Annotated in this window: 15 protein-coding genes and 1 tRNA gene; 8 read left to right on the top strand and 8 right to left on the bottom strand. The window is 65.4% G+C overall.

Annotated features, from left to right (window positions below; translation table 11 throughout):
* Positions 1–180 precede the first annotated feature (180 nt).
* The 5 genes from HNP73_RS04630 to HNP73_RS04610 all read left to right on the top strand — a co-directional run bounded on the left by HNP73_RS04630 (position 181) and on the right by HNP73_RS04610 (position 8,990).
* Positions 181–1,140 (top strand): LysR family transcriptional regulator, encoded by a 960-nt coding sequence (locus HNP73_RS04630; RefSeq protein WP_184147430.1) that lies wholly within the window; start codon positions 181–183, stop codon positions 1,138–1,140.
* A gap of 131 nt (positions 1,141–1,271) precedes the next feature.
* Positions 1,272–1,475, top strand: a complete 204-nt coding sequence (locus HNP73_RS04625; protein ID WP_184147429.1) for a type II toxin-antitoxin system Phd/YefM family antitoxin — start codon at positions 1,272–1,274, stop codon at positions 1,473–1,475.
* Between the two features lie 5 nt (positions 1,476–1,480).
* Positions 1,481–4,345: an SNF2-related protein gene (locus HNP73_RS04620; RefSeq protein WP_184147428.1), complete on the top strand. Its 2,865-nt coding sequence runs from the start codon at positions 1,481–1,483 to the stop codon at positions 4,343–4,345.
* The gene (locus HNP73_RS04615; protein ID WP_184147427.1) at positions 4,345–6,132 is read left to right on the top strand and encodes a site-specific DNA-methyltransferase; all 1,788 of its coding nucleotides are present in this window, start codon (positions 4,345–4,347) and stop codon (positions 6,130–6,132) included. Before HNP73_RS04620 ends, HNP73_RS04615 begins: the two co-directional genes overlap by 1 nt.
* A 2-nt stretch (positions 6,133–6,134) precedes the next feature.
* Positions 6,135–8,990 carry a DEAD/DEAH box helicase family protein gene (locus HNP73_RS04610; protein WP_184147426.1) on the top strand — a complete coding sequence of 952 codons (2,856 nt, stop codon included), beginning with the start codon at positions 6,135–6,137 and terminating at the stop codon, positions 8,988–8,990.
* Positions 8,991–9,143: 153 nt separating this feature from the next.
* Here the strand turns inward: HNP73_RS04610 and HNP73_RS04605 are convergent.
* A tRNA-Arg gene (locus tag HNP73_RS04605) sits at positions 9,144–9,220 on the bottom strand.
* A gap of 429 nt (positions 9,221–9,649) precedes the next feature.
* Between HNP73_RS04605 and metH the strand changes: the two genes are divergently transcribed.
* Positions 9,650–13,378 carry a methionine synthase gene (gene metH / locus HNP73_RS04600; RefSeq protein WP_184147425.1) on the top strand — a complete coding sequence of 1,243 codons (3,729 nt, stop codon included), beginning with the start codon at positions 9,650–9,652 and terminating at the stop codon, positions 13,376–13,378.
* Between the two features lie 441 nt (positions 13,379–13,819).
* Here the strand turns inward: metH and argF are convergent, their stop codons facing one another.
* Both argF and HNP73_RS04590 read right to left on the bottom strand, forming a co-directional pair.
* Positions 13,820–14,746, bottom strand: coding sequence for an ornithine carbamoyltransferase (gene argF, locus HNP73_RS04595; protein WP_184147424.1), 927 nt, complete (start codon positions 14,744–14,746; stop codon positions 13,820–13,822).
* Positions 14,743–15,924 carry an acetylornithine transaminase gene (locus HNP73_RS04590; protein ID WP_184147423.1) on the bottom strand — a complete coding sequence of 394 codons (1,182 nt, stop codon included), beginning with the start codon at positions 15,922–15,924 and terminating at the stop codon, positions 14,743–14,745. Before HNP73_RS04590 ends, argF begins: the two co-directional genes overlap by 4 nt.
* 203 nt (positions 15,925–16,127) lie before the next feature.
* Between HNP73_RS04590 and pepN the strand changes: the two genes are divergently transcribed.
* Positions 16,128–18,722, top strand: a complete 2,595-nt coding sequence (pepN, locus tag HNP73_RS04585; RefSeq protein ID WP_184147422.1) for an aminopeptidase N — start codon at positions 16,128–16,130, stop codon at positions 18,720–18,722.
* Positions 18,723–18,770: 48 nt separating this feature from the next.
* Entirely contained in the window at positions 18,771–19,640 is an 870-nt protein-coding gene (locus HNP73_RS04580) for a 1-acyl-sn-glycerol-3-phosphate acyltransferase (RefSeq protein WP_184147421.1), read from the top strand.
* Positions 19,641–19,659: 19 nt separating this feature from the next.
* On the opposite strand, the gene HNP73_RS04575 is transcribed toward HNP73_RS04580, so the two are convergent.
* The 5 genes from HNP73_RS04575 to purH are packed head-to-tail and all read right to left on the bottom strand — an operon-like array spanning position 19,660 to position 25,390.
* Positions 19,660–20,811, bottom strand: coding sequence for a DNA recombination protein RmuC (locus tag HNP73_RS04575; RefSeq protein ID WP_184148033.1), 1,152 nt, complete (start codon positions 20,809–20,811; stop codon positions 19,660–19,662).
* A gap of 19 nt (positions 20,812–20,830) precedes the next feature.
* Positions 20,831–22,672, bottom strand: coding sequence for a DNA mismatch repair endonuclease MutL (mutL, locus tag HNP73_RS04570; RefSeq protein ID WP_184147420.1), 1,842 nt, complete (start codon positions 22,670–22,672; stop codon positions 20,831–20,833).
* 58 nt (positions 22,673–22,730) lie between these two features.
* Positions 22,731–23,252: a DUF3035 domain-containing protein gene (locus HNP73_RS04565; RefSeq protein WP_184147419.1), complete on the bottom strand. Its 522-nt coding sequence runs from the start codon at positions 23,250–23,252 to the stop codon at positions 22,731–22,733.
* A 51-nt stretch (positions 23,253–23,303) separates the two neighbouring features.
* On the bottom strand, positions 23,304–23,798 hold the full coding sequence (gene lspA / locus HNP73_RS04560; RefSeq protein WP_184147418.1) for a signal peptidase II: 495 nt from the start codon (positions 23,796–23,798) through the stop codon (positions 23,304–23,306).
* Positions 23,798–25,390 carry a bifunctional phosphoribosylaminoimidazolecarboxamide formyltransferase/IMP cyclohydrolase gene (gene purH, locus HNP73_RS04555; protein WP_184147417.1) on the bottom strand — a complete coding sequence of 531 codons (1,593 nt, stop codon included), beginning with the start codon at positions 25,388–25,390 and terminating at the stop codon, positions 23,798–23,800. Before purH ends, lspA begins: the two co-directional genes overlap by 1 nt.
* Positions 25,391–25,395: the final 5 nt, after the last annotated feature.

Below are 25,395 nucleotides of genomic sequence, written 5' to 3'. Positions count from 1 at the left end.
AAGAAGCAGCATCCCGGTAACTGAACGTCGTTAAGTTTGATATTTTGCGGAGTGGCGATGAGCGCGCGCAGATTCAAGCATCGTGGCGCGTGCATCGAGGGTGAAGCGCGCAGGCCGCTTTTTGTGCCGATGATGGCGGGGTGTTCGTCAGAAACCGAACACGGGTCAGGGTGATGCACCATGCCTGCGACCCGGAACAATCGGCCATCACCTGATGATGCCCTCACGAACATTGTTGCGGGGAATGGCAGCAAGTCCGCAGTCCGGCTGCACCAGTTGCGATATTTTGTTGCGGCTGTCGACTATGGGAGCTTCCGCAAGGCCGCTGCGGCGCTTGCCATCCAGGAGTCTTCGATCAGCCGGAGGGTCCGTGATCTCGAAGATGAGCTGGGGGCGTCGCTTTTCATACGCCATGCCGGCGGTGTGCGATTGACCGTCGCCGGGCGGGAATTCCTGCGCAACGCCCGCCATGCTCTTCGCCAGATCGACATCGGGGTGGCCAAGGTTGCAACGGTCGGACGGGCGGAGCAAGGCCATATAACAGTCGGGATATTCTCGTCCCTCGCTTCAGGATTTTTGTTCGATCTGCTGCGTAATTTCGGGGAGCGTCACCCGAAGGTGCAGGTCGACATCCTTGACGGCAATCCCCCTGAGCACGTCGCTGCGGTCCGTAAACTTTGTCTGGATGTTGCGTTCATAACCGGAACGGGGGCCTGGGATGGCTGTGAGGCGGAGCATATGTGGTGCGAAAAGGTTTTCGTGGTACTGCCGGATAATCACCCCTTGGCGGACAAGCCAGAACTTGACTGGGCCGATCTGGCATCCGAGCGGTTCATCGTAAGCGATGTTGCGCCGGGGCAGGAGATTCATGATTATCTGGTGGCCCACCTTGCCGGACTCGGTCGCCACCTCGATATTCGCTCTCAGCAGGTCGGTCGCGACAATATTCTATCGCTTGTCGCTCTCGGGCGCGGCCTCACTCTGACGAGCGAAGCGACGACTGTCGCGAGGTTTCCGGGGATCACCTATCGGGAACTTGCGGATGAGGTTTTGCCGTTCAGCATGGTCTGGTCCGCCCAGAACGATAATCCGGCGTGTCGCCGACTGTTGAGCTTGGCTCGGTCGATGAGCAAGTCATAGGTGCTGCCCTGCCGAAGATTGATGGTCTGTTTGGCAGTTACGCAGAGATCACCTCTCCCACCACACTTCGGCGTTCACTTCAATCTCACAATCGCCTATAGTGGCTCTAATGCCCACAAAGGGATGCTACCATGCGAACTATGTCCGCTAGGGCGGCCAAAAATGCCTTTGGCCTGCTGATTGACACTGCCCGCGCCGAGCCGGTCGTGATCGAGAAGCATGGCAGGGGGGTGGTCGTGGTCGTTGCGATTGAAGAATATGAGCGCCTCACCGAACATGCTCTTCGGTCTGGAAAAGATTTAGAAAATACAAAGAGCGAGAAGCAGGAGAACTAGGGGCAGTGAGACGGGGCTTCAGTCAACATCAGGCGAAATATTTCGCTAACTTCCTGACCAGGGAAGGCTTCGAAGACGGTGATGCGCTTACGCAGTCTCTGTCGTCGGCCCGCGTTGATCTCAACCCCCATCAGGTCGATGCGGCTATGTTCGCGCTACGGTCGCCGCTGTCGAAGGGGGTGCTACTGGCGGATGAGGTCGGGCTTGGAAAGACAATCGAGGCGGCGCTTGTGCTCAGCCAGTACTGGTGGAGCCGGCAGCGAAACCTGCTGCTCGTCGTCCCCGCATCCTTGCGTAAGCAGTGGGCGACCGAGCTCCTAGAGAAGTTCTCTCTGCCGTCAGAGATACTGGATGCCAAGCGCCTGAAGGAGATCACGTCCAGCGGACGCCCTAGCCCAATCGGGCGAGCCGAAGGAATCGTGATCGTTTCGTACGAATTTGCCGCACGGATGGCAGACGCCATCCGAATGGTGCCTTGGCATCTGGTCGTTTTCGACGAAGCTCACAAACTCAGGAACGTCTACCGGGCCGCCGACACGTCTCGCGCCGCTGTGCTGCGCGATGCATTGCATGGTCGTCAGAAACTTCTGCTCACCGCTACGCCCCTCCAGAACAACTTGATGGAGCTGTTCGGGCTGATCAGCGTGATCGACGACTCCTATTTCGGGTCTGAGCAAGCGTTCCGCGCCGAGTTCGGTGGGCGGGAGGAAGTGGCATCGCAGGCGCTGCTGGCGCGGCGTCTTGAACCGATTTGCAAGCGAACGCTGCGCCGACAGGTCCAGAAGGCCGGACTGATCAACTACACGAACCGCCTGGCCAAAACCTTCGACTTCACACCAGCCCAGCTCGAGACGGACCTGTATGACCTCATGTCGGCCTACCTGCAAAGGACCGACACGATTGCCCTTGGTCAGAACGGGCGCCACCTCGTCACGCTGATGCTGCGGAAGATCCTTGGATCGTCGTCTTTCGCCGTGGCTCAGACTCTCGACAAGATGGTGAAGCGGCTTCAAGGGAAGCTCATCGTCGACGACGAAACCCTCGAGGATATTGATGGCTTTGCCGAGGAAGCTGAAGACTGGCGAGACGCCGGAGGCGGCGCCGAAGCGGACGCGGTTGAAGACCATGAGGACGATGCCATTGAGCGCATAGACCCGAAGCAGCTTCAGGCGGAAATCGACGAACTCACCCGCTATCGCGACCTGGCCATCTCCATCGCAGACAATGCGAAGGGCCGCGCGTTGCTTGAGTGCCTGCCGCACGTCCTTACTGAAATCGTTGGCAAGGGCGGGCAACGTAAGGCGGTGATCTTCACCGAATCCGTTCGCACACAGTCCTATCTACGCGACTTGCTCGAAACCAACGGCTTCCCGGGCCAGACGGTCGTCTTGAACGGCTCCAATTCCGACAAAGACAGCAACGCGATCTACAAGGCGTGGATAAACAAGCACCGCGGCACCGAAGCCGTATCCGGCTCCAAGACCGCCGACATGAAGGCCGCCATCGTCGATGCCTTCCGGAACGACCGGACCATCCTGATCGCCACCGAGTCCGGCGCCGAGGGCATCAACCTTCAATTCTGCTCTCTGCTGATCAACTATGACCTGCCCTGGAACCCCCAGCGGGTGGAGCAACGCATCGGCCGCTGCCATCGCTACGGGCAGAAGATCGACGTCACCGTCATCAACTTCCTCAACCGCAAGAACCACGCCGAGGCCCGTATCCACCAACTCCTGGAACAGAAGTTCAAACTGTTCGACGGGGTCTTCGGATCCTCTGACGAAGTCCTTGGCGCCATCGAGTCCGGCGTCGACATTGAGCGGCGGATTCTGGATATCGTGCAGTCTTGCCGGACCAATGATGAGATTAACGCCGCTTTCGACCGCCTACAGTCCGAGTTCAGCGTCGAGATCGACGAAGCCAAGAAGGACGCTCGCAACAAGCTGCTGGCCGAGATGGATGACCGGGTGATCGAGCGCTTGCTTGGGCGGCGCGAGGCCGTCGTGTCCGCCATTGGTGATTTCAAACGGGCGCTTCTCGGGCTTGCGAGGGCCGAATTGCCCGACGCTCGCTTCCACGACGATCACGCGCAGCGCTTTGATTATGGGGGCGAGACCTGGTCCACCGAGTGGCCCGAGGCCGACGAACGCGGCTGGCGGTTTTTCCGGCTAGCTGACGGCGGTCTTGCCGACCGGCTGATCGCGCAGGCCAAGGATCGCCCCCTCGACCCTGCGTCGCTGGAATTCGATTATGCGGCCTACCCGGGAAATCTGTCCGACGTAGCGGAACTGCGAGGACAGTCGGGCTGGATGCGGGTCTCGCGCCTGACGCTGCATACGCCAGCGAAAACCTATGATGAGGTCGTCTGTGCCGCCTTCACCGATGACGGCCGGGAGGTTCACTCGGAAACGGTTGAGCGCCTTTTGCAGGTCCCCGGGCACGAGACCGGCGCGGCCACGGGAACAATGCCTGACAATCACCTATCAGGCGTCATGGAGGCCCGGCAGACCTCAGTGGTCGGGCGCGCTCAGGAGCGGCTGGGCGAGTTTCTGAACGAAGAGGAAGAGCGGCTCGATGCCTGGCGCGATGATGCCAAAGTCTTGTTCGATCAGCAGATCAAGGCGCTAGGCAAGGAAGCGAATGAAAAGAAGAAGCTGGCACGGGCAACCCCGAACCTGGAGGCCAAGCTGGAGCTTCAGCGCGACGCAAAGCAGCTTCAGCGGCAGGTGGATGACCTGCAACACCAGCTTTACGCCCGCCTGCGCGAAATCGACGATGAGCGGGAACGTATGCTTGATGCGATCGCCGATCAGTTGAACCTGACTCCGACGCTGACCACATTGTTTACAATAAGATGGAGCCTTGTCTGATGGCCGCCAAAACCAAGCTCGAACTCACCTGGATTGGCAAGGACATCCGGCCCCGGCTTGAACCGCGCATCCTGATCGAAGAGCCCGAACTATCCTATCACGCCAAGGCGCGCCGCGAAGGCGACATCTTCGACAATCTGCTGATCCATGGTGACAACCTGCTGGCGTTGAAGGCGTTGGAGACAGACCCGACGGTGCGTGGGAAGGTGAAGTGCGTTTATATTGATCCGCCATTCAACACTCAACAGGCATTGCCGAATTACGACGATGGCCTTGAGCACTCCCTTTGGCTTTCCTTGATGAGAGAGCGCTTGGAAATCCTAAGTAATCTCCTGAGCGACGATGGATCAATCTACATACACATAGACGACAATGAGCTTGCCTATTTAACAGTGATGGCGGATCAGATTTTCGGGAGAGTAAATAGGATCTCGATCGTTACCTTCAAGCAGGGCTCGGCCACCGGCCATAAGTCGATCAACCCAGGCGTTGTGAGCACTTCTAATTTCGTATTGATCTATGCAAAGAACAAGTCGGCATGGAAGCCTAATAGAATATTCGTAGAAAGATCAGGCGGTCGTGATGCTAGGTACAGCAAATTTATTGTAAATCGCAATGCAGGTCACATGACTTGGCGCTTCACGACATTGATGAAGGCGTTCTCTGAATGGCTTGGCCTCCCTGAGCGCGGCCTCAAAAAGGAGCTTGGGGACGAGTTTGAGCAGAAAATTACTGATTTCGTTCATCAGCATGCAGATGCTGTCATTCAGCCTGCCCGTCCTGACTACAACTCCGTGAGTTCTGCAGCGCGAGAAATGATCGATGTGTCACGTGCGGATCCTTCTACAGTCTATAAGCTTGAGAGAGGCGAAGGTCTGTCAGACATGTATTTTCTTGGTGGTCAACGCCTGTTGTTCTATCGAGACAAGTTGAAATTGGTTGATGGGGAATGGGTGTCCGGCGAGCCGCTCACTTCAATATGGGACGATATTCTATCTAATAATTTGCACAACGAAGGTGGCGTTGAGTTTCCGAAAGGTAAGAAACCAGAAGCGCTCATTAAGCGGTGCATCGAGCTGTCATCAAATATCGGTGACTTAGTTCTCGATTCATTTGGTGGGTCGGGCACCACTGGAGCAGTGGCACATAAAATGGGACGCCGATGGATCATGGTAGAACTTGGTGACCATGCGAAGACCCACATCGTGCCACGATTGCGTAGCGTCATTGATGGAACCGACAGAGGCGGCGTGACCGACGCAATGAGTTGGAAAGGCGGCGGCGGCTACCGCTTCGCGCGCCTCGCCCCGTCCCTTATGGAAAAAGACGCCTGGGGCAACTGGGTCATCCGCACAGAATATAATCCGGCCATGCTGGCCGAGGCGATGTGCAAGCATTTCAACTATACCTACGCGCCCTCGACCGAGCATTTCTGGATGCACGGCCACAGTTCCGAGACGTCCTACATCTATGTCACCACCAACAGCCTGACCGGCGAGCAGTTGCGCGCCCTCTCCGACGAGGTGGGCGAACACCGCAGCCTGCTGATCTGCTGCAAGGCCTTCGAGGAGCAAGGCGCGCGCGCCTTCACTAACCTCACGATCCGGAAGATCCCCGGTGCCGTTCTGGACCGCTGCGAATGGGGCAAGGACGATTACTCGCTGAAGATCGAGTCCCTGCCGATGATGCAGGAGGAGGATGAGGAAGATGTGGCCCTTGCCCCGAAGCGGGGCGGCAAGGCGGATACGGCCACCGGCGACTTATTCGCCGATAAGACGGAGGGTTGAGGATGCAGACCGTCGACCCCAAGCGCGCCGTTGTTCAGATCACCCAACGCCTGTCACTTCGCAAGCCGCAGGCCGAAGCCTTACGGCGGCTTGACGATATCGTCGATCTGATCGCCCCGTCAAAGGACACCGATGTCGAGGCGGCGCGCGATGCCGTGCGCGCGGTCTATGGCCCGATGCCTGATGCGCGGTTCGAGGAATTCGAGCGCGATTTTCCCTCGATCTGCTTCGCGCTTGCCACGGGTGTCGGGAAGACGCGGCTGATGGGGGCGTTCATCAGCTACCTCTACATGATCGGGAAAAGCCGGAACTTCTTCGTTCTGGCCCCGAACCTGACGATCTACGAGAAACTGCTGGCCGATTTTCAACCAACCAGCCCAAAATACGTGTTCCGGGGGATCGAGGCCTTTGCGCATCAGGCGCCGCTGATCGTCAACGCCGAAAACTACGAGGAAGGGCGCGGCGTTCGCGGCACCGACCTGTTCGGCCGCGAGGGCGTGATCATCAACATCTTCAACATCTCGAAGATCAACTCCGAGGTGCGCGGCGGAAAATCGCCACGCATCAAACGCCTTCAGGAATATATCGGGGACAGTTATTTTGCCTATCTGTCCGGGCTTGATGACCTTGTGTTGCTGATGGACGAGGCGCACCGCTACCGCGCGTCTGCTGGCGCCAAGGCCATCGCCGAACTGAAGCCGATCCTTGGCCTGGAGGTGACGGCCACCCCGAAAAGCGTCGGGGCAAAGTCCGCCGAGTTCAAGAATGTTGTGTATCGTTATGATCTGCCGGACGCGATGGAGGACGGCTACGTCAAGGAGCCGGCCGTCGGCACCCGCGCCAACTTCAATCCGAAATCGGTCGATGAGCCGACGCTGGAGCGGATCAAACTCGAAGACGGCGTAAACTACCACGAGCACGTTCGGGTCGCGCTGGAGACCTATGCCTTGCAGCATCAGGCCCCTGTGGTGCGGCCGTTTATGCTGGTCGTCACCCAGGACACGACCCATGCACGGCAGGTCAACGAGTTCGTCCAGTCCGACCAGTTCTTCGACGGGCGCTACAAAGGGCGCGTGATCGAGATCCACTCCAAGCTGACCGGCGAGGAAAGCGACGAGAACGCGCAACGCCTTCTAAACATCGAGAAGAGCGGCGACACGGACATCGTCATCCACGTCAACAAGCTGAAAGAGGGGTGGGACGTCACCAACCTCTTCACCATCGTGCCGCTGCGGGCCTCGGCCTCCGAAATCCTGACGGAGCAGACTCTCGGGCGCGGCCTGCGGTTGCCCTATGGCAAACGCACAGGTGTCGAGGTTGTCGATACCCTCACCGTCATTGCCCATGAGCGGTTCAACGAACTGATCGAGAAGGCGAAAGAAGAGAACGGCGTCACGCGCAAGCTGAAGACGGTGACCATTGGCGAAGGCGGCGATGTTCCTGCGTCGAAGCCTGTGATGGTCACTGCTCCATCCCTAGTCGAACAAATGGTCTTGCAGGCGGAGGCAGGCGCGCTGGCTGCAACGTCCGCGCCTGCTGTGTCCGCCGTCACGGACGGAGTGGCGGCTATCCAGCCGAAACTTCAAACGCCCACGGCGCCACCATTCAAATATTCCAAGCCTGAGGAGATCGGCATCGCCAGGACGGTCCTGAATGTCGTTCTACCGCAGATCAGCAAGCAGGTTGCTTCAATCAAGGACCTGGAAGACCCGAAAGTCGTCCGGCGGATCGCCGAGGCGGCGATGGCTGCGCAGAAGTTCGAAGATGGGCTGCTGTCGACGGTGACGGCAGAACAGGCAAACGCGGTTGCGGCGGAAGTCTGCAAGCAGTTCGTGCAGCGAACAATCGCAATACCCATGCTGACAATCACGCCCGAGCAGCATGTTTCCTTCGGCTTCCGACGCTTCGACGTCGATCTGAAGTCGTGGAACTATCAGCCTCTCTCCCGCGAGCTATTGATCCAGATTCTCCGAACGGAGGAGCGTACCGTCATTTCCGGCGATGCCGGGGGCGAAACGCCATCGCGGCTTGAGGATTACATCGTCGCCAAGCTGATCGATGTGCCAGAGATCGATTACGACGCCCATGCCGATATTCTCTACGACTTGGCGGGCCAGGTGGTCGCGCATTTCCGCGCGAAGCATACGGACGACGAGCAGGTCCGCTCAATTCTTCAGGGCCATGCGCGGCAGATCGCGGAGGCTCTCGTCGTCCAGATGAAGCACCACATGTGGCGCGAGCAGACCAACTACCGCGTCACGCGGGTGTCAGCCTTCGATCAACTCAAGCCACAGACGTTCGATGGTAGCGGAAAGGATGCGATGCGCGACTATCGCAACCCGCCCGAACGCCTCAGCGACATGAAGCGCTTCATTTTCGTGGGCTTCGAGAAGTCGTGCTACAATATGGCCAAGTTCGATTCCGACCCGGAGCGGCGGATGGCGACCATCCTGGAGCAGGACCCTTCCGTGCTGCTTTGGATGAAGCCGGGGCCGAACCAGTTCAAAATCTATGATGAAGATAATGCACCATATCAGCCAGACTTCGTCGTGGAGACCGCCACCGACAAGCTGATCATCGAAACGAAGCGTGCATCGGAAATGACGAACCCGCTGGTTGTCAGGAAAGCTGATGCCGCCGCGCTCTGGTGCCACATTGCGAATCGCGCGCACGGCGAAAGCGTTGTCGAAAAGCCTTGGTCTTACCTGCTTGTTTCCGAAACGGCAGTGCTTCCAAACGCAACCGTGAATGGGTTGGCGGCAGCGCACACCAGGTCGGTCGACGCTGACCTCCTGTCTCGGTACTCGTTGAACGAAGAAGGCCTCAGCACGGCAGTCGGAGCCGTGCAAACGGCATGATTTATGCTGTGACGCAAAAAATGGACTCGCTCGTCATTGAGCGAGCCGGAGCGCCTGTGCCTTACGGATAATTGCGGCAAGGACGTTCTGAAGCTGATTGTCTTTTGTCCGGGGAGCTAGGCTCAACCCATGAAGCCAACCCTTAACAAGGAATGGCGCACCCGACAGGATTCGAACCTGTGACCTACGGCTTCGGAGGCCGTCACTCTATCCAGCTGAGCTACGGGTGCATCTATATTCAAGTAGCGGTCGAGACCGAGCAGGGTCAATCGCGAATCCACCAATCGAACTTCGTCAAACGTTCCGACCAAGGGCCGTGCCGATTGTCGTCGTTCGTACTCTAGAACCTCCCTTAGTTTGCTTCCGTGGTGCTTCCGCGACCCAGAGAGCGGTTTCCATGCTTCCGTCGATTTCAGCCAACTACTTGGCTTTCCACGACTTTCTTAACACCCGCAACAAAGCCGCTTGACTTAGCTTTGCCTTCGGAGGGCAGCGCTCTATCCAGCTGAGCTACGGGTGCCCGAGGGCCGTCGTCTGGCCTCTATAGGGCAGGGGCAGAGGGTTCGCAATCGCGGAAATCGGGCCGCCTTTCCCACGGGCGGGGAAGGGGCTATATGACGGCCCTCTGCGGAACGCAGGTACGGCGCGAGGGTACGGGTATGTCTGAACTGACGAGGATCGACGCAGGCGAGGCGCTGCGGGCGGCGGCGCGGGAGCGGATCCTTGTCCTCGACGGCGCCATGGGTACCCAGATCCAGGGGCTCGGGCTCGAGGAAGACGACTTCACCGCGCACGGCTCCTGTGCCTGCCACGGTCATGCGCAGAAGGGCAACAACGACCTCCTGATCCTGACTCAGCCAGAGGCCATCGAGGAAATCCACTACCGCTACGCCATGGCCGGCGCCGACATCGTCGAGACGAACACCTTCTCCTCGACCTCGATCGCCCAGGCCGACTACGGCATGGAGGACAAGGTCTACGACCTCAACTTCCACGGTGCCCGCCTCGTCCGCAAGGCGCTCGACCGGGCGACGGCCGAGGACGGCAGGCCGCGCTTCGTCGCCGGCGCCCTCGGGCCGACGAACCGCACCGCCTCGATCTCGCCGGACGTGAACGACCCGGGGTTCCGGGCAGTCAGCTTTGACGACCTGCGCATTGCCTACGCCGAGCAGATCCGCGGCCTCGTCGACGGCGGCGCCGACCTCATCCTGATCGAGACGATCTTCGACACGCTGAACGCCAAGTCGGCGATCTTCGCCTGCGAGGAGGTGTTCGCCGAGAAGGGCGTGCGCCTGCCGGTGATGATCTCCGGCACCATCACCGACCTCTCGGGCCGCACGCTCTCGGGCCAGACCCCGACGGCGTTCTGGTACTCCGTCCGACATGCCCGGCCGATCACCGTCGGACTCAACTGCGCGCTCGGGGCGGAAGCCATGCGCCCGCACCTCGCCGAGCTCTCCGAGGTCTCCGACACGCTGATCTGCGCCTATCCGAACGCCGGCCTGCCGAACGCCTTCGGCCTCTACGACGAGAGCCCGGAGTACATGGCGGCGCAGGTCGAGGAATTCGCCCGCGAGGGGCTCGTCAACGTGGTCGGCGGCTGCTGCGGCTCGACGCCCGAGCACATCCGCGCCATCGCCGCCGCCGTCGCGAAGCACAAGCCCCGGCCGATCCCGGAGATCGAGCCGCGGATGCGCCTCTCGGGCCTCGAGCCCTTCACGCTCACGCCGGAGATCCCCTTCGTCAACGTCGGCGAGCGGACGAACGTCACCGGCTCCGCGAAGTTCCGCAAGCTTATCACTGCCGGCGACTTCGCCGCCGCGCTCGTCGTCGCCCGCGATCAGGTGGAGAACGGCGCGCAGATCATCGACGTCAACATGGACGAGGGGCTGATCGACTCCGTCGCCGCCATGACCTCGTTCCTGAACCTCGTCGCCTCCGAGCCCGACATCGCCAAGGTGCCGCTGATGATCGACTCCTCCAAGTGGGAGGTGATCGAGGCGGGCCTGAAGTGCGTGCAGGGCAAGCCGATCGTCAACTCGATCTCGCTGAAAGAGGGCGAGGAGCAGTTCCTGCACCAGGCCCGGCTCTGCCGCGCCTATGGCGCCGCGGTCGTCGTCATGGCCTTCGACGAGCAGGGTCAGGCCGACACGAAGCAGCGCAAGGTCGAAATCTGCACCCGCGCCTACCGCATCCTGACCGAGGAGGTGGGCTTCCCGCCCGAGGACATCGTCTTCGACCCGAACATCTTCGCGGTCGCCACCGGCATCGAGGAGCACGACAACTACGGCGTCGACTTCATCGAGGCGACGCACGAGATCCGCGCCACGCTGCCGCACGTCCACATCTCCGGCGGCGTCTCGAACCTGTCGTTCTCGTTCCGCGGCAACGAGCCGGTGCGCGAGGCGATGCACGCGGTCTTCCTCTACCACGCCATCGCCGCCGGCATGGACATGGGCATCGTCAACGCCGGGCAGCTCGCGGTCTACGACTCGATCGAGCCAGAGCTGCGCGAGGCCTGCGAGGACGTGGTGCTCAATCGCCGCCCGGACTCGACCGAGCGGCTGCTCGCGCTGGCCGAGCGCTATCGCGGCGCGGGCCGCGAGGCGAAGGAGCGTGATCTGGCGTGGCGCGAGTGGCCGGTCGAGAAGCGGCTCGAGCACGCGCTGGTGAACGGCATCACCGAGTTCATCGACGAGGACACCGAGGCCGCGCGCCTCGCCGCCGAGCGGCCGCTCCACGTCATCGAAGGCCCGCTGATGGCCGGCATGAACGTGGTCGGCGACCTCTTCGGATCCGGCAAGATGTTCCTGCCGCAGGTGGTGAAGTCCGCCCGCGTCATGAAGCAGGCCGTGGCGCACCTCCTGCCCTTCATGGAAGAGGAGAAGGCCGCTTCGGGTGGCGGCGGATTCCGGAGCGCCGGCAAGATCCTGATGGCGACGGTGAAGGGCGACGTCCACGACATCGGCAAGAACATCGTCGGCGTCGTGCTCGCCTGCAACAACTACGAGATCATCGACCTCGGCGTCATGGTGCCGGCGACGAAGATCCTCGAGACGGCGAAGGCCGAGGGCGTCGACATCATCGGCCTCTCCGGTCTCATCACGCCCTCGCTCGAAGAGATGAGCCACGTCGCCGCCGAGATGGAGCGCGAGGGCTTCTCCGTGCCGTTGCTGATCGGTGGTGCCACCACCAGCCGGGTGCACACCGCGGTGAAGATCCACCCGCGCTACGCCCGTGGGCAGGCGGTGCATGTGAACGACGCGAGCCGCGCCGTCGGCGTCGTCGGCCAGCTTCTGTCGCCGGAGGCGAAGGCGCCCTACGTCGCGGGCGTGCAGGCGGAATACGCCAAGCTCGCCGAGGCGCACGAGCGCGCCGAGCGCGAGAAGAAGCGCGTGCCGCTGGCGACCGTGCGCGCCAATCCGTTCCCGATCGACTGGGCGGGCTACGTGCCGCCGAAGCCGTCGTTCCTCGGCACCCGGGTGTTCGACAACTGGAGCCTGGAGGAGCTGAGCGGCTACATCGACTGGACGCCGTTCTTCCAGACATGGGAGATGAAGGGCCGCTACCCGGCGATCCTCGATGATCCCGCGCAGGGTGCCGCCGCGCGCCAGCTCTGGGCCGACGCGCAGGACATGCTTGGCAAGATCATCGCCGAGAAGTGGTTCCGGCCGCGCGCGGTCGTGGGCTTCTGGCCGGCGAACGCGGTGGGCGACGACATTCGCCTGTTCACCGGCGAGGATCGGTCGGAGGAGCTCGCGACCTTCTTCACCCTGCGCCAGCAACGCGCCAAGCGCGTGGGCCATCCCAACGTCGCCCTTTCCGACTTCGTGGCCCCGGAGACGCCGGACTACCTCGGCGCCTTCGTCGTCACCGCCGGGATGGCGGACGCGACGATCGCCGAGCGGTTCGAGCGGGCGAACGACGACTATTCGGCGATCCTCGTCAAGGCGCTCGCCGACCGCTTCGCCGAGGCCTTCGCCGAGCGGATGCACGAGCATGTGCGCCGCGAACTGTGGGGCTATGCGCCGGACGAGCACTTCACCGCGGAAGAGCTGGTGAGCGAGCCCTATCACGGCATCCGTCCCGCCGCCGGCTACCCGGCGCAGCCCGACCACACCGAAAAGGCGACGCTCTTCCGCCTGCTCGACGCCACCGCCGCGACGGGGGTCGAGCTGACCGAGAGCTTCGCCATGTGGCCGGCGTCATCGGTCTCGGGCCTCTACCTCTCGCACCCGGAGAGCTATTACTTCGGCGTCGCTCAGGTGGAGCGCGATCAGGTCGAGGACTACGCCCGCCGCAAGGGCATGGACATCGGCCTCGTCGAACGCTGGCTGGCGCCGATCCTGAACTACGTCCCCGCCTCCCGGGTGGAAGCGGCGGAGTAACGCGGACCTGCACGCGGCCGACGGGTGTTGTCCGGCCCGTTCGCCACCGACCGAAGCGCGGGCCAAAGGCTCGCGCGAGCCGACGAGCCGAGGCACTGCCTCGGCCCGGGAAGGGCGCAGGTTTCTGCGGCAGGGCGCCATCCGGCCGTGGCTGCCCCGGCGGGTGCGGAATCGCGCCTGCCGGTCACGTCGAGGGCGTGCCTCAGGCACAAGTCGAGGGCATGCCTCAGGCACGAGTCGAGGGCGCGCCTCAGGCACGACAGGGGCAGTCGCGGACGGATTTGTCCGCGCCAAACCCGTCTCACGTCACGGTCTGGGGATTTGGGCGCCCGGGTTGCTTCCCCGTTGGCAATCAGAATTGCGCGTCGCTTGACGCGCAATCACCTACCGAATGATGTTCAACAACATAGCCCGCCCGCGCACCTTGCGCAGCGGCTCCGCTCACACCTCGAGGCACCAGCGCATGATCGCCTTCTGGACGTGCAGCCGGTTCTCCGCCTCGTCGAAGATCACCGAATGCGGCCCGTCCATCACCCTGCTCGTCACCTCCTCGGAGCGGTGTGCCGGCAGGCAGTGCATGAAGAGCACGTCGGGCTTCGCTGCCCCCATGAGCTTCGCCGTCACCTGATACGGCCGGAGCAGGGTGTGACGCCGCTCGCGGGCGCTCTGCGGGTCGTGCATCGAGAGCCAGGTGTCGGTGACGATGAGATCGGCGCCGTCCACGGCCTTCATGGGATCGCGTTCGATCTCGACCTTCACCCCCTTCGAGCGCGCGAACGCCACCGGCCCCGGCGCGGGGTCGAGCGATGCCGGCCCGGTGAAGGTGAAGTCGAAGCCGAACTGGCCGGCCGCGTGCAGGAACGACGAGCAGACGTTGTTGCCGTCGCCCGACCAGACCACCTTCGCGCCCCGGATCGGTCCGCGATGCTCCTCGAAGGTCATCACGTCGGCCATGATCTGGCAGGGATGGCTCGCGTCGGTCAGCCCGTTGATCACCGGAACGCTCGCGTTCTCGGCCAGCTCGGTGAGGGTCGCCTCCTCGAACGTGCGGATCATGATGAGATCGACGAACCGCGACAGCACCCGGGCGGTGTCGGCGATCGTCTCGCCATGCCCGAGCTGCATCTCGCCTCCCGAGAGCACCAGCGTGCTGCCCCCGAGCTGCCGGGCGCCCACGTCGAAGCTCACGCGCGTCCGCGTCGAGGGCTTCTCGAAGACGAGCGCCACCACATGGCCGTCGAGCGGCAGCTCCGCATCGCGCCGGCCCTTCGGCCAGCCGGCGCGGGCCGTCTTCATGGCGACGGCCTGATCGAGAATGCCGCGAAGCTCCGCGACGTCGGTGGTGTGCAGATCGAGAAAGTGCCTCACGCTGCTGCCACCTCGATTGCCGTCGCCGCCGCGTCGATCCGGCGCAGCCCCTCGTCCACCTCCGCATCGGTGAGGTTCAGGGGCGGCAGCAGCCGAACCACGTTGTCAGCCGCGCCCACCAGCAGAACCTTCGCCTTGTAGCCCGCCGCCACCACGTCGGTGTTTGGCTTGCGGCACTTCAGCCCGAGCATCAGCCCCTCGCCGCGCACCGCCTCGAAGACCTCCGGGTGCGCCGCCACGAGCCCCTCGAGCCCCTGCCGGAAGCGGCCCGAGACGCGGCTCACCTGGTCGAGAAAGCCCGGCGCCGTCACCACGTCCATGACCGCGCAGCCGACAGCACAGGCGAGCGGGTTGCCGCCATAGGTCGAGCCATGCGTCCCGAGGCCCATCCCGTCCGCCGCCTGCGCCGTGGCGAGGCAGGCACCGAGCGGGAAGCCCCCGCCGATCCCCTTCGCCACGGTCATGATGTCGGGCGTGATCCCGGCCCACTCGTGGTGGAAGAGCTTGCCGGTCCGGCCCATGCCGCACTGCACCTCGTCGAGGATGAGCAGGATCCCCGCCTCGTCACAGATCGCCCGCAGCTCGCGCAGCGCCTCGACCGACAGCGGCCGGATGCCGCCCTCGCCCTGGATCGGCTCGACGAGCACCGCCGCCGTCTCCGGCCCGATCGTGGCGCGCACGGCGTCGAGATCACCGAAGGGCAGGTGATCGAAGCCCGGTACCACGGGGCCGAAGCCCTTCACCATCTTGTCCGACCCCGCCGCCGAGATCGCCCCATAGCTCCGGCCATGGAACGAGCCCTCGAAGGCGATGATCCGGTTGCGCTCGGGCTGGCCGTTGAAGTCGAAATGCTTGCGCGCCATCTTGATCGCGCACTCGATCGCCTCGGTGCCCGAGTTGGTGACGAACACCGTATCCGCGAAGGTCGCGGCCACCAGCTTCTCCGCCAGCGCCTCCTGGTTCGGGATGCGGTAGAGGTTCGAGGTGTGCCAGAGCTTCGAGGCCTGCTCGCTCAGCGCCTGCACCAGCACCGGATGGGCATGGCCGAGCGCCGTGACCGCGATGCCGGCGCCGAGGTCGAGATATCGCTCACCGCTCTCCTCGATGAGCCAAGGGCCTTCGCCGGATACGAAGGCGAGCGGCGCACGGGCGTAGGTCGGAAGAACGGGAGGGATCACCGGCAGGGTTCTCCTGAAGAGGCCTAAGAGAGGTCCACGCGGTCGCCCGCTGCGGAAAACGTCCTTGTGGCAAAGGGGCGTCGGCGAGTCAATTCCGCGGCATTGGTCGGCCACGCCTCCGCGTGTCGCGCGGCCGGGCTTGCGACTCCCCGGCGCTGGTAGCATGGTCCGGCCGCGGCAGAACCCGCACAGGAGTCCATCCCATGCGCACCGACGCCCACGCCCCCACCATCCGCCTCGCAGACTATCGCCTGCCGGACTATCTCGTGGAGTCCGTGGAGCTTACCCTGCGGCTCCATCCGACGGCGACCCGGGTCAATGCCCGCGTCAGGTTCTATCGCAACCCGGCGCGTGCCGACGAGGGCGCCGCCGATCTGCGCCTGGACGGTCGCGGGCTGACGCTCGTCTCGGCGACGATCGACGGCGTGCCGGTGCCGCAGAACGCCCTCACGGAGGACAGCGAGGGACTGACCGTGGCCGCTGCGCACGTGCCGTCGGCGTTCGTCTGGGAGGCCGAGACCGAGATCTCGCCCGAGACGAACACCGCGCTCGAAGGCCTCTACATGTCGCGGGGCATGTACTGCACCCAGTGCGAGGCGCAGGGCTTCCGCAAGATCACCTTCTGGCCCGACCGGCCCGACGTGATGACGACCTTCAGGGTGCGCATCGAAGGCCCCGCCGACGGCAGCGCGCCGGTCCTGCTCTCGAACGGCAATCTCGTCGGCTCGGGCGAGGGCTGGGCCGAGTGGCAGGACCCCTGGGCCAAGCCGTCATACCTCTTCGCGCTGGTCGCGGGCGATCTCCGCGCTGTCGAGGATCACTTCACCACCGCCTCGGGCCGCGACGTCCTGTTGCAGATCTGGGTGCGTCCGGGCGACGAGCCGCGCTGCGCCTACGCCATGGACGCGCTCAAGCGCTCCATGCGCTGGGACGAAGAGACCTACGGGCGCGAGTACGATCTCGACCGCTTCATGATCGTCGCCGTCGACGACTTCAACATGGGGGCGATGGAGAACAAGGGGCTCAACATCTTCAACTCGCGCTTCGTTCTGGCGAGCCCGGAGACGGCGACGGATGCCGACTACAAGTCCATCGAGACGATCATTGCCCATGAGTATTTCCACAACTGGACGGGCAACCGGATCACCTGCCGCGACTGGTTCCAGCTCTGCCTGAAGGAGGGCCTGACGGTCTTTCGCGACCAGCAGTTTTCCGCGGACGAGCGCAGCGCCGGGGTGAAGCGGATCGAGGACGTGCTGCGCCTGCGCGCGACGCAGTTCCGCGAGGACGCAGGTCCGCTCGCGCATCCGGTCCGGCCGACGGAATATATCGAGATCAACAACTTCTATACGGCGACCGTCTACGAGAAGGGCGCCGAGGTCATCGGAATGCTGCGCCGGCTGGTGGGGCCGGAGGTCTATCGCAAGGCGCTCGACCTTTATTTCGAGCGCCACGACGGGCAGGCCTGCACCATCGAGGACTGGCTCCGGGTGTTCGAGAACGTCTCGGGCCGCGATCTCTCGCAGTTCGCGCGCTGGTATTCACAGGCCGGCACGCCACGGCTGAAGGCGGAAACCGACTGGGCGGACGGGAAGTTCACCCTCCGGCTCTCGCAGACGACACCGCCGACACCGGGGCAGCCGGAGAAGGCGCCGCTGGTCCTGCCTGTCGCCTTCGGCCTGCTCGGCTCTGATGGCAGCACGCTCGAAGCGGGGCTTCTCGAATTCTCCGAGGCCGAGCGCGCCTTTGGCTGGGAGCTGCCGGAGCGGCCGGTCCTGTCGCTGCTGCGCGGTTTCTCGGCGCCGGTGATCGTCGAGCACGAGATCACGCCCGCCGATCGGGCCTTCCTGCTCGCGCATGACAGCGACTCCTTCACCCGCTGGGAGGCCGGGCGGAGCTTTGCGCTCGCCGAGCTGACGGGACCCGAGGGTGAACCCGATCCGGCGTACCTCGCGGCGCTCGTCGCCGTGGCGGACGACCCCGCGCTCGATCCCGCGTACCGGGCGCTCCTGCTGTCGCTGCCTTCCGAGGACGAGGTGATGGCGCAGATCGCTGCCGTGGGCAGGGCGCCTGATCCGCTCGAGGTCTGGCGCCGGCGGCGCGCGCTGGAGACGGCGGTGGCCCGCGCGCTTGGAGACCGGGCGCGGGCGCTTTACGACTCAAACGTCGTGCCGGGGCCCTACACACCCGACGCGGACGCAGCCGGCCGGCGGGCGCTGCGGGGGCGTGCCCTTGCGGCGCTGACGGCTCTTGATCCGGCCGGATCGGTGGCACGGGCGCAATACGCGAGCGCCGACAACATGACCGAGCGGATGACCGCGCTGTCGCTTCTCGTGAGCCGCGGCCTCGGCAAGAAGGAGCTGGCCGCGTTCCACAGCGAGTGGCGGCACGATCGCCTTGTCATTGACAAGTGGTTCACCGTTCAGGCGGCGTTGACGCCTCCCGAGACGGCGGTCGAGACCGTGGAAGCCCTGAGCCGGCGCGAGGATTTCGACTGGAGGAACCCCAACCGCTTCCGTTCGCTGATCGGTGCGTTCGCCTCGGGCAACCCGGCCGGGTTCCACCGGGCCGACGGGAGCGGATATCGGCTGGTCGTGGACTGGCTGATCCGGCTCGACTCGCTGAACCCTCAGACCACGGCCCGCCTCGCAAGCCTGCTCGGGACGTGGCGGATGTTCGATCCGGGGCGGCAGGCGCTGATGAAAGCCGAGCTCGAACGGCTGGCGGCGCGGCCTGATCTGTCGCGCGACACCGGCGAGATCGTCGGCAGGTTATTGCGCGGTGCAGCAGAGAAGTGATCCCGTCGTCTTGTCACCGCTCGCGCGCGGGAGTAAAAATCAAGCGCTATGCGCGAGGTCGTCGACCAGCTGATCGAGGAACGGGCGCCCTGGTTGCGGCGCGAAGGGCACGGCGTTGCGTTGGCCCGGCGGGTGCTTCATCGTCTGTTGCAGTACGATCGGACCGTCCAGATTGGCGAAGCGCTGGAATCCTTCCCCGGTGATGTGGCGCTGCAATCACTCTATGAGATGATCGCGCATCACGTGGAGGTCAGCGGCCTTGAGAACGTGCCGCGCAGCGGGCCGGCCATGATCGTCTGCAACCATCCGACCGGGATCGCCGACGGAATCGTGCTCTATGGCGTGCTTTCAAAGGTGCGGCCGGATCTCTTCATCTTTGCCAACGCAGATGCGGTGCGGGTGCTGCCATCGCTCGGCGAGGTCATCGCCCCGGTGGAGTGGCGGCCGGAGAAGCGGACGCACAAGCAGAATCGCGAGACGATGGACTACACCCGTCGAGCGTTCGACGACGGGCGGCTCGCCGTGCTCTTTCCGTCCGGGCGGCTCGCCAAGCGGCGGTGGCTGTCGCTGCACGAGCGGCCGTGGATGGCGTCGGGGGCGATGATGGTGCGGAAGTTCAACCTGCCCGTCGTGCCGCTGCACATCACCGCGCGCAATTCGGCGCTGTTCTACCTCTTTGACCGCATCCATCCGACCCTGCGCGACATCACGTTGTTCCACGAGGTGCTGAACAAGCCGCGGCAGCCCTACCGGATCAACATCGGGCAGCTGATCGAGCCCGATTCGCTGCCGGCGAGTTCGTCCGAGGCGACGGACGTGCTGCGCGCCCGGACGCTGGAGTTGGGCGGGCAGAAACCCCAGACGGTGCTGACCGCGCCGGTCTTCGGCCGGCGGCCGAAGCTGACGCCGGCGGTGTGAGGCCCCCGGCGGCCGGATCCTAGCCCTCGCGGCTCCTCGGCAGCTCCACGATGGCGGCGCGCTCGGGCGGCGTCTCGGCGAAGTCGATGGCTTCGAGTCGACGGGCGCGGACCTGAGTGCGCTCGGCGGAGATCTTGATTTCCTCGATGTCCTTCTGGGCCTGACCAAAGTGGCGGTCGAGGTTCGCGACACGGGCCGCGAGGCGCTCGGCGTCCTTGTGGAGCAGCCCGAGTTCCCGGCGGATGGTGTTGGCCTCGGCGCGAAGCCGGGCGTCCTTCAGGACGGCCCGCAGCGTGTGGAGCGTTGCCATGCAGGTGGTCGGCGAGACGATCCAGACCCGCATGCCGAAGCCCTCGCGGACCAGATCGCCAAAGCTGGCGTGCAGCTCGGCGTAGACCGCTTCGGAGGGCAGGAACATCAGCGCGCCCTCGGCGGTCTCGCCTTCGATCACGTATTTCTCGGCGATCGCCTTCATGTGCGCCCTGACCGCCGCGCGCATCTGGCGTTGGGCGGTCACGACTTCCGCCGGCGCCCGGGCGGCGCGCAGCGCCTCGTAAGGCTCGAGCGGAAACTTCGCGTCGATGACGATCGGCCCGGGCGGGTTCGGCAGCTGGATCAGGCAGTCGGCCCGGGTGCCGTTCGAGAGCGTCGCCTGGAAGGTGACGACGTCGGGCGGCAGCGCGCGCGTCACGATCTCGCGGAGCTGGATCTCGCCGAACGCGCCGCGCGTCTGCTTGTTCGAGAGGATGTCCTGCAAGCCGAGTACGTCGCCCGAGAGCTTTTCGATCTTGGTCTGGGCCCTGTCGATCGTCTCGAGCCGCTGCTGCAACTCGCCGAGGGAGCGCGCGGTGCGGATCGCGCTGGAATTGAGGCTGTCCCCCATGGCGCGGGTCACGTCGGCAAGCCGCGCCTCGAGCGACTGGGCGAGGCGTGCCTGCGCCGCCGCCTGCGCCTCGGAGACGTGGGTGATGCCGCCGTGAAGCTGCTGCTGGCCGTCGTTCAGCGCCCGCACGGCGCCGTCGAGGGCGGCGATGTGGCGCGCCAGCGGCTCGACCGCCCGGGAAGAGCGCGCCACCGAGCGCCAGAGCAGGAACAGCAACAGCAACGCCACCGCGCCGGCCCAGAGGCGCGGATCGCCAGGGTCGAGGCTGGTGCCACCGATCTCGATCATCGTCCCCGTCATCGCCCAGTCATCGCCGACCGAACAGCCGCTCGATGTCGTGGAGCTTCAGCTCCACATAGGTCGGGCGGCCGTGGTTGCACTGGCCGGAGAGCGGCGTCGCTTCCATGGCGCGCAGCAGAGCGTTCATTTCCTCCGCGCGCAGCGCCCGTCCGGAGCGGACCGAGCCGTGGCAGGCCATGCGCGAGAGCACCGCGTCGATGCGCGCCTCGAGCCCCCGCCCCTCGTCGGCATCGAGCGCGTCGGCGAGGTCGGGCAGCAGCCGGCGGCAATCCACCTCTCCGAGAATCGCCGGGGTCTCGCGGACGCAGAGCGCGCTGCCGCCGAACGGCTCGAAAGCGAGGCCGAGGCGGTCGAGTTCCGCCTGCGCCTCGATGAGGCGTGCCCGCGAGCCGGCGTCGAGTTCGACGATCTCGGGGATCAGCAGCATCTGGCCCGCGACCCCGTTCGCGGCGCGGGCGGCCTTCAGCTTCTCGTAGGTCAGCCGTTCGTGGGCGGCGTGCGCGTCGACGATCACCATGCCGTCGCGGGTCTGCGCCACGATGTAGGTCTCGTGGACATGGGCGCGGGCCACGCCGAGCGGCAGTTCCTCCGCCTCGGGGTCGGGCTCCGGGGAGGCCGGCTCGACCCTTGCCGACCAGCCGTCGGTGCCGAGCGGCTCGGCGAAGCCGGTGACCGGCCGGGTGGGCCAGACGCCGCGCGGGGCCGGGAAGGGCGCGGGCCGAGCGTCCGGCGCGGTGTCGGGGCGGAAGGTTTCGGGGCGGAAGGTGCCGAGCATGGCGCCGCCGACGGTGCTGCTCGCCCGGTGGCCGGCGCCGGCAAGCGCCTGCCGCAGACCACCGACCACGAGGCCACGCACGAGGCCGGGATCGCGGAAGCGGACCTCGGCCTTGGCGGGATGGACGTTCACGTCCACCTGCTCCGGGTCGAGATCGACAAAGAGCGCCGCCGCCGGATGGCGGTCGCGGGACAGCAGATCGGCGTAGGCGGCGCGCAGCGCGCCGAGGAGCAGCTTGTCGCGCACCGGCCGGCCGTTGACGAAGAGATGCTGGGTGACCGCCGAGCCGCGTGAGTAGGTGGGGAGCGCGGCATAGCCGGTCAGGGCGACGCCTTCGCGCTCGGCGTCGATCCTGAGCGCATTCGCGAGGAAATCCGGCCCGAGAAGCGCGCGGAGCCGGTTGCCGAGCGCGTCGAAGAGATCGCCGGACTCGGCGTCGAGACGCAGGATCTCGCGGGGTGAGTCGGGGTCGGAGCGGTCGGTGAGGGTGAAGGCGACGCCCGGCGCGGCCATGGCGAGGCGGCGCAGGGTCTCGCCGATCGCCTGCGCCTCCGCACGGTCGGAGCGCAGGAACTTCAGCCGCGCCGGGGTGGCGGTGAAGAGCCCTTCGAGCTCGACGACGGTGCCGCGCGCCAGCGCGGCGGGGCGTGGCGGCTCCGCGTTGCCACCACGGACGCCGAGGCACACGGCCTCCGATGCACCCCTGGCGCGGGAGGTGACGGTGAGCCGGCCGACGGCGCCGAGCGACGGCAGGGCCTCGCCGCGAAAGCCGAAGGTCAGGATGTTGACGAGATCGCTGCCGTCGATCTTCGATGTGGCGTGGCGCTGGAGCGCGAGCGGCAGTTCGTCCGCCGGAATGCCGTGGCCGTCGTCCTCGACGCGGATCAGCCGCTTGCCGCCATCGGCATAGGCGACGTCGACCCGGCGCGCGCCGGCGTCGATGGCGTTCTCGACCAGTTCCTTGACCGCCGAGGCAGGGCGCTCCACCACCTCGCCGGCGGCGATGCGGTTCGCTGCCGCAGCATCGAGCTGCCGGATAGGGCGACGGCTTATGTTGGGGGTCGGGGCGTTCATACCCCTATTGGTAGCATGAGGTCCGCGCTCGGGCTACCGGATAGTGGTTAACGCCGGCTCAGTTCTGTTCCATCACCGCGGGCGGCGGCGGCGGCACCTCGACACCCATGCGCCGCAGCCGCTCGAGTTCGGCGGGTGCATCGAGGACCATGGGCTTGTAGACGACGGTTGCCCTGTCCCGGGTGAACAGCCGCTCGAAGAACAGGCCGTGATGGGTGGCACGCCATTCGGCGTCGTCAACGGCCAGCTGGCTCCGGACGTTCGGATCGACCGGGCCGGCGCGCGCCACAAGCGCGGTGCCGTTTGCGGCGGAGAGCGCCGGGCGGCCGGTGAGCCCCGCGACGGCCTGCTGATGCGGCTGGTAGTCGACCCGGTTCACCGCGCCCGGCGTGGGCGGCGGCAGGGCGACGAGGTTCTCGGGCATCTCGAGAGGTTTCGTCGGCAAAATCATGAATTCGTCCGGCGTGCCACCGACGCCCGCCGAACGCAACGCGCCCGCCGCGCCGCGGCCCTGGCAGCCGGCCAGCGCAATCGCCGCCACGAAGAGCGTCGCTGCCGCCAGTGTCCGCCGTGAGCGCATGATCCTCCTCGAAGCCGCCTCGCGCACCTCTAGCCTACTCGGGGCGCGGCGTCACCACCCCTTGCGCGTCGTCGCGTCGTCGCCGCCCGAAGGCCTGCTCCAGAGCAACAGCACGGCCGCTCCGGCGAAGATCGCCGCGTCGGCGACGTTGAACGCGAACGGGTTCGCGATGCCGCAACAGCTCATGTTGATGAAGTCCGCGACCGCGCCCCAGCGAAAGCGGTCCCAGACGTTGCCGAGCGCGCCGCCGACGATCAGGCCAGCGCCGATCGCCTGCATCCAGGCACCACGACGGGCCCAGTTGAGAACGCCGATGCAGATCGCCACGGCGAGGCCGATGAGAATCCAGCGTCCCGCCGTGCCGAAGTCGAAGAGGCCGAAATTGATCCCCTGGTTCCAGGCCATGGCGAAGTTCACCCACGGGTCGAACACCGGGATATGCAGCCGGTTCGCCAGGTCGAGGTGAACCACCACCCAGATTTTCGTCGCGCGGTCGATCAGGAAGATCACCGCCGCGACGAGAAGCGTGCGCGCGAGATTCGGCATCAGTGGCGGAAGTGGCGCATGCCGGTGAAGACCATCGCGAGACCGGCCTCGTCGGCGGCGGCGATCACCTCAGCGTCGCGCATCGAGCCGCCGGGCTGAATCACCGCGGTCGCCCCGGCCGCCGCGGCGGCGAGCAGGCCGTCGGGGAACGGGAAGAAGGCGTCGGACGCGACGCAGGAGCCGATGGTGGGCACGGTGGCGAGACCGAGGGCCGTCGCCATGTCCTCGGCCTTGCGGGCGGCGATGCGGGTCGAATCGACCCGGCTCATCTGGCCGGCGCCGATGCCGACGGTCGCGCCGGCCCGGGCGTAGACGATGGCGTTCGACTTGACGTGCTTCGCCACGGTCCAGGCGAAGGCGAGATCGGCGAGTTCCACGTCGGTCGGGGCGCGTTTGGTCACGACCTTGAGCGCGCCCGGGTCGAGGCGGCCGTTGTCGCGGGACTGGACGAGAAAGCCGCCCGCCACCTGCCGCCAGGCGAGAGCGGACACCGCCGGATCCGGCAGGCCGCCGGTGACGAGCAGGCGCAGGTTCTTCTTGCCGGCAAAGATGGCTGCCGCCTCGTCGGTCACGTCGGGGGCGATGACGACCTCGGTGAAGATCTCGGCGATGGCGGCCGCGGTCTCGGCGTCGAGGGTCTGGTTCAGCGCGACGATGCCGCCGAAGGCCGAGGTGCGGTCGCAGTCATAGGCGGCGCGGTAGGCCTCCGCGAGGCTCGCACCGTGCGCGACGCCGCAGGGATTGGCGTGCTTGATGATCGCGCAGGCCGGGCCGGCGTCGGGCGCGAACTCGGCCACCAGCTCGAACGCGGCGTCAGTGTCGTTGATGTTGTTGTAGGAAAGTTCCTTGCCCTGCAGCTGGCGGGCGGTGGCAACGCCCGGGCGGGACGAGCCGTCGCGGTAGAAGGCCGCCGCCTGATGCGGGTTCTCGCCGTAGCGGAGCGGCTGGGCGAGCTCGCCGGCGAAGGCGCGGCGGCGCGGCGTCGCCTCGGCCAGCGCGCCGGCCATCCATGCCGAGACGGCGGCGTCGTAGGCGGCGGTGCGGCTGAAGGCGGTGAGCGCGGCCGCCTTGCGGAAACCGGGCGAGGTCGCCCCGTCGTTCGCTTCGAGCTCGGCGAGGAGCGGCGCATAGTCGGCGACGTCGGTCAGGACGGTGACAAAGGCGTGGTTCTTCGCCGCCGAGCGCAGCATCGCCGGCCCGCCGATGTCGATGTTCTCGATGCAGGTCGCATAGTCCGCGCCCTTCGCCACCGTCGCCTCGAAGGGGTAGAGGTTCACCACGAGCAGGTCGATCGTGCCGATGCCGTGCGTGTCGAGCGCGGCGCGGTGCTCGTCGAGGTCGCGGCGCGCCAGCAGGCCGCCGTGGACCACCGGATGCAGCGTCTTCACCCGGCCGTCGAGCATCTCCGGGAACGCCGTCACCTCGGCCACGTCGCGCACCGGCAGGCCGGCGTCGCGTAGCGCCTGCGCGGTGCCGCCGGTCGAGAGCAGTTCGACGCCGCGGTCGGCGAGGACACGGGCGAGATCGACGAGGCCGGTCTTGTCGGACACCGACAGCAGAGCGCGCCGGACGGGGACGAGGTCAGTGGACATGGCTT

This window comes from Amaricoccus macauensis (genome assembly GCF_014201905.1).
GTDB lineage: Bacteria > Pseudomonadota > Alphaproteobacteria > Rhodobacterales > Rhodobacteraceae > Amaricoccus > Amaricoccus macauensis.
The sequence above is the reverse complement of the archived record's forward strand: the minus strand, read 5'-3'. Positions and strand labels throughout refer to the sequence as shown.

Coding starts and splice junctions, on each gene's coding strand:
- HNP73_RS04615 (WP_184147427.1), top strand. CDS start 4,345: ATGGCCGCCAAAACCAAGCTCGAACTCACCTGGATTGGCAAGGACATC.
- mutL (WP_184147420.1), bottom strand. CDS start 22,672: ATGAACGCCCCGACCCCCAACATAAGCCGTCGCCCTATCCGGCAGCTC.
- HNP73_RS04565 (WP_184147419.1), bottom strand. CDS start 23,252: ATGCGCTCACGGCGGACACTGGCGGCAGCGACGCTCTTCGTGGCGGCG.
- HNP73_RS04625 (WP_184147429.1), top strand. CDS start 1,272: ATGCGAACTATGTCCGCTAGGGCGGCCAAAAATGCCTTTGGCCTGCTG.
- HNP73_RS04575 (WP_184148033.1), bottom strand. CDS start 20,811: ATGATCGAGATCGGTGGCACCAGCCTCGACCCTGGCGATCCGCGCCTC.
- HNP73_RS04580 (WP_184147421.1), top strand. CDS start 18,771: ATGCGCGAGGTCGTCGACCAGCTGATCGAGGAACGGGCGCCCTGGTTG.
- pepN (WP_184147422.1), top strand. CDS start 16,128: ATGCGCACCGACGCCCACGCCCCCACCATCCGCCTCGCAGACTATCGC.
- metH (WP_184147425.1), top strand. CDS start 9,650: ATGTCTGAACTGACGAGGATCGACGCAGGCGAGGCGCTGCGGGCGGCG.
- purH (WP_184147417.1), bottom strand. CDS start 25,390: ATGTCCACTGACCTCGTCCCCGTCCGGCGCGCTCTGCTGTCGGTGTCC.
- HNP73_RS04610 (WP_184147426.1), top strand. CDS start 6,135: ATGCAGACCGTCGACCCCAAGCGCGCCGTTGTTCAGATCACCCAACGC.
- lspA (WP_184147418.1), bottom strand. CDS start 23,798: ATGCCGAATCTCGCGCGCACGCTTCTCGTCGCGGCGGTGATCTTCCTG.
- HNP73_RS04630 (WP_184147430.1), top strand. CDS start 181: ATGCCTGCGACCCGGAACAATCGGCCATCACCTGATGATGCCCTCACG.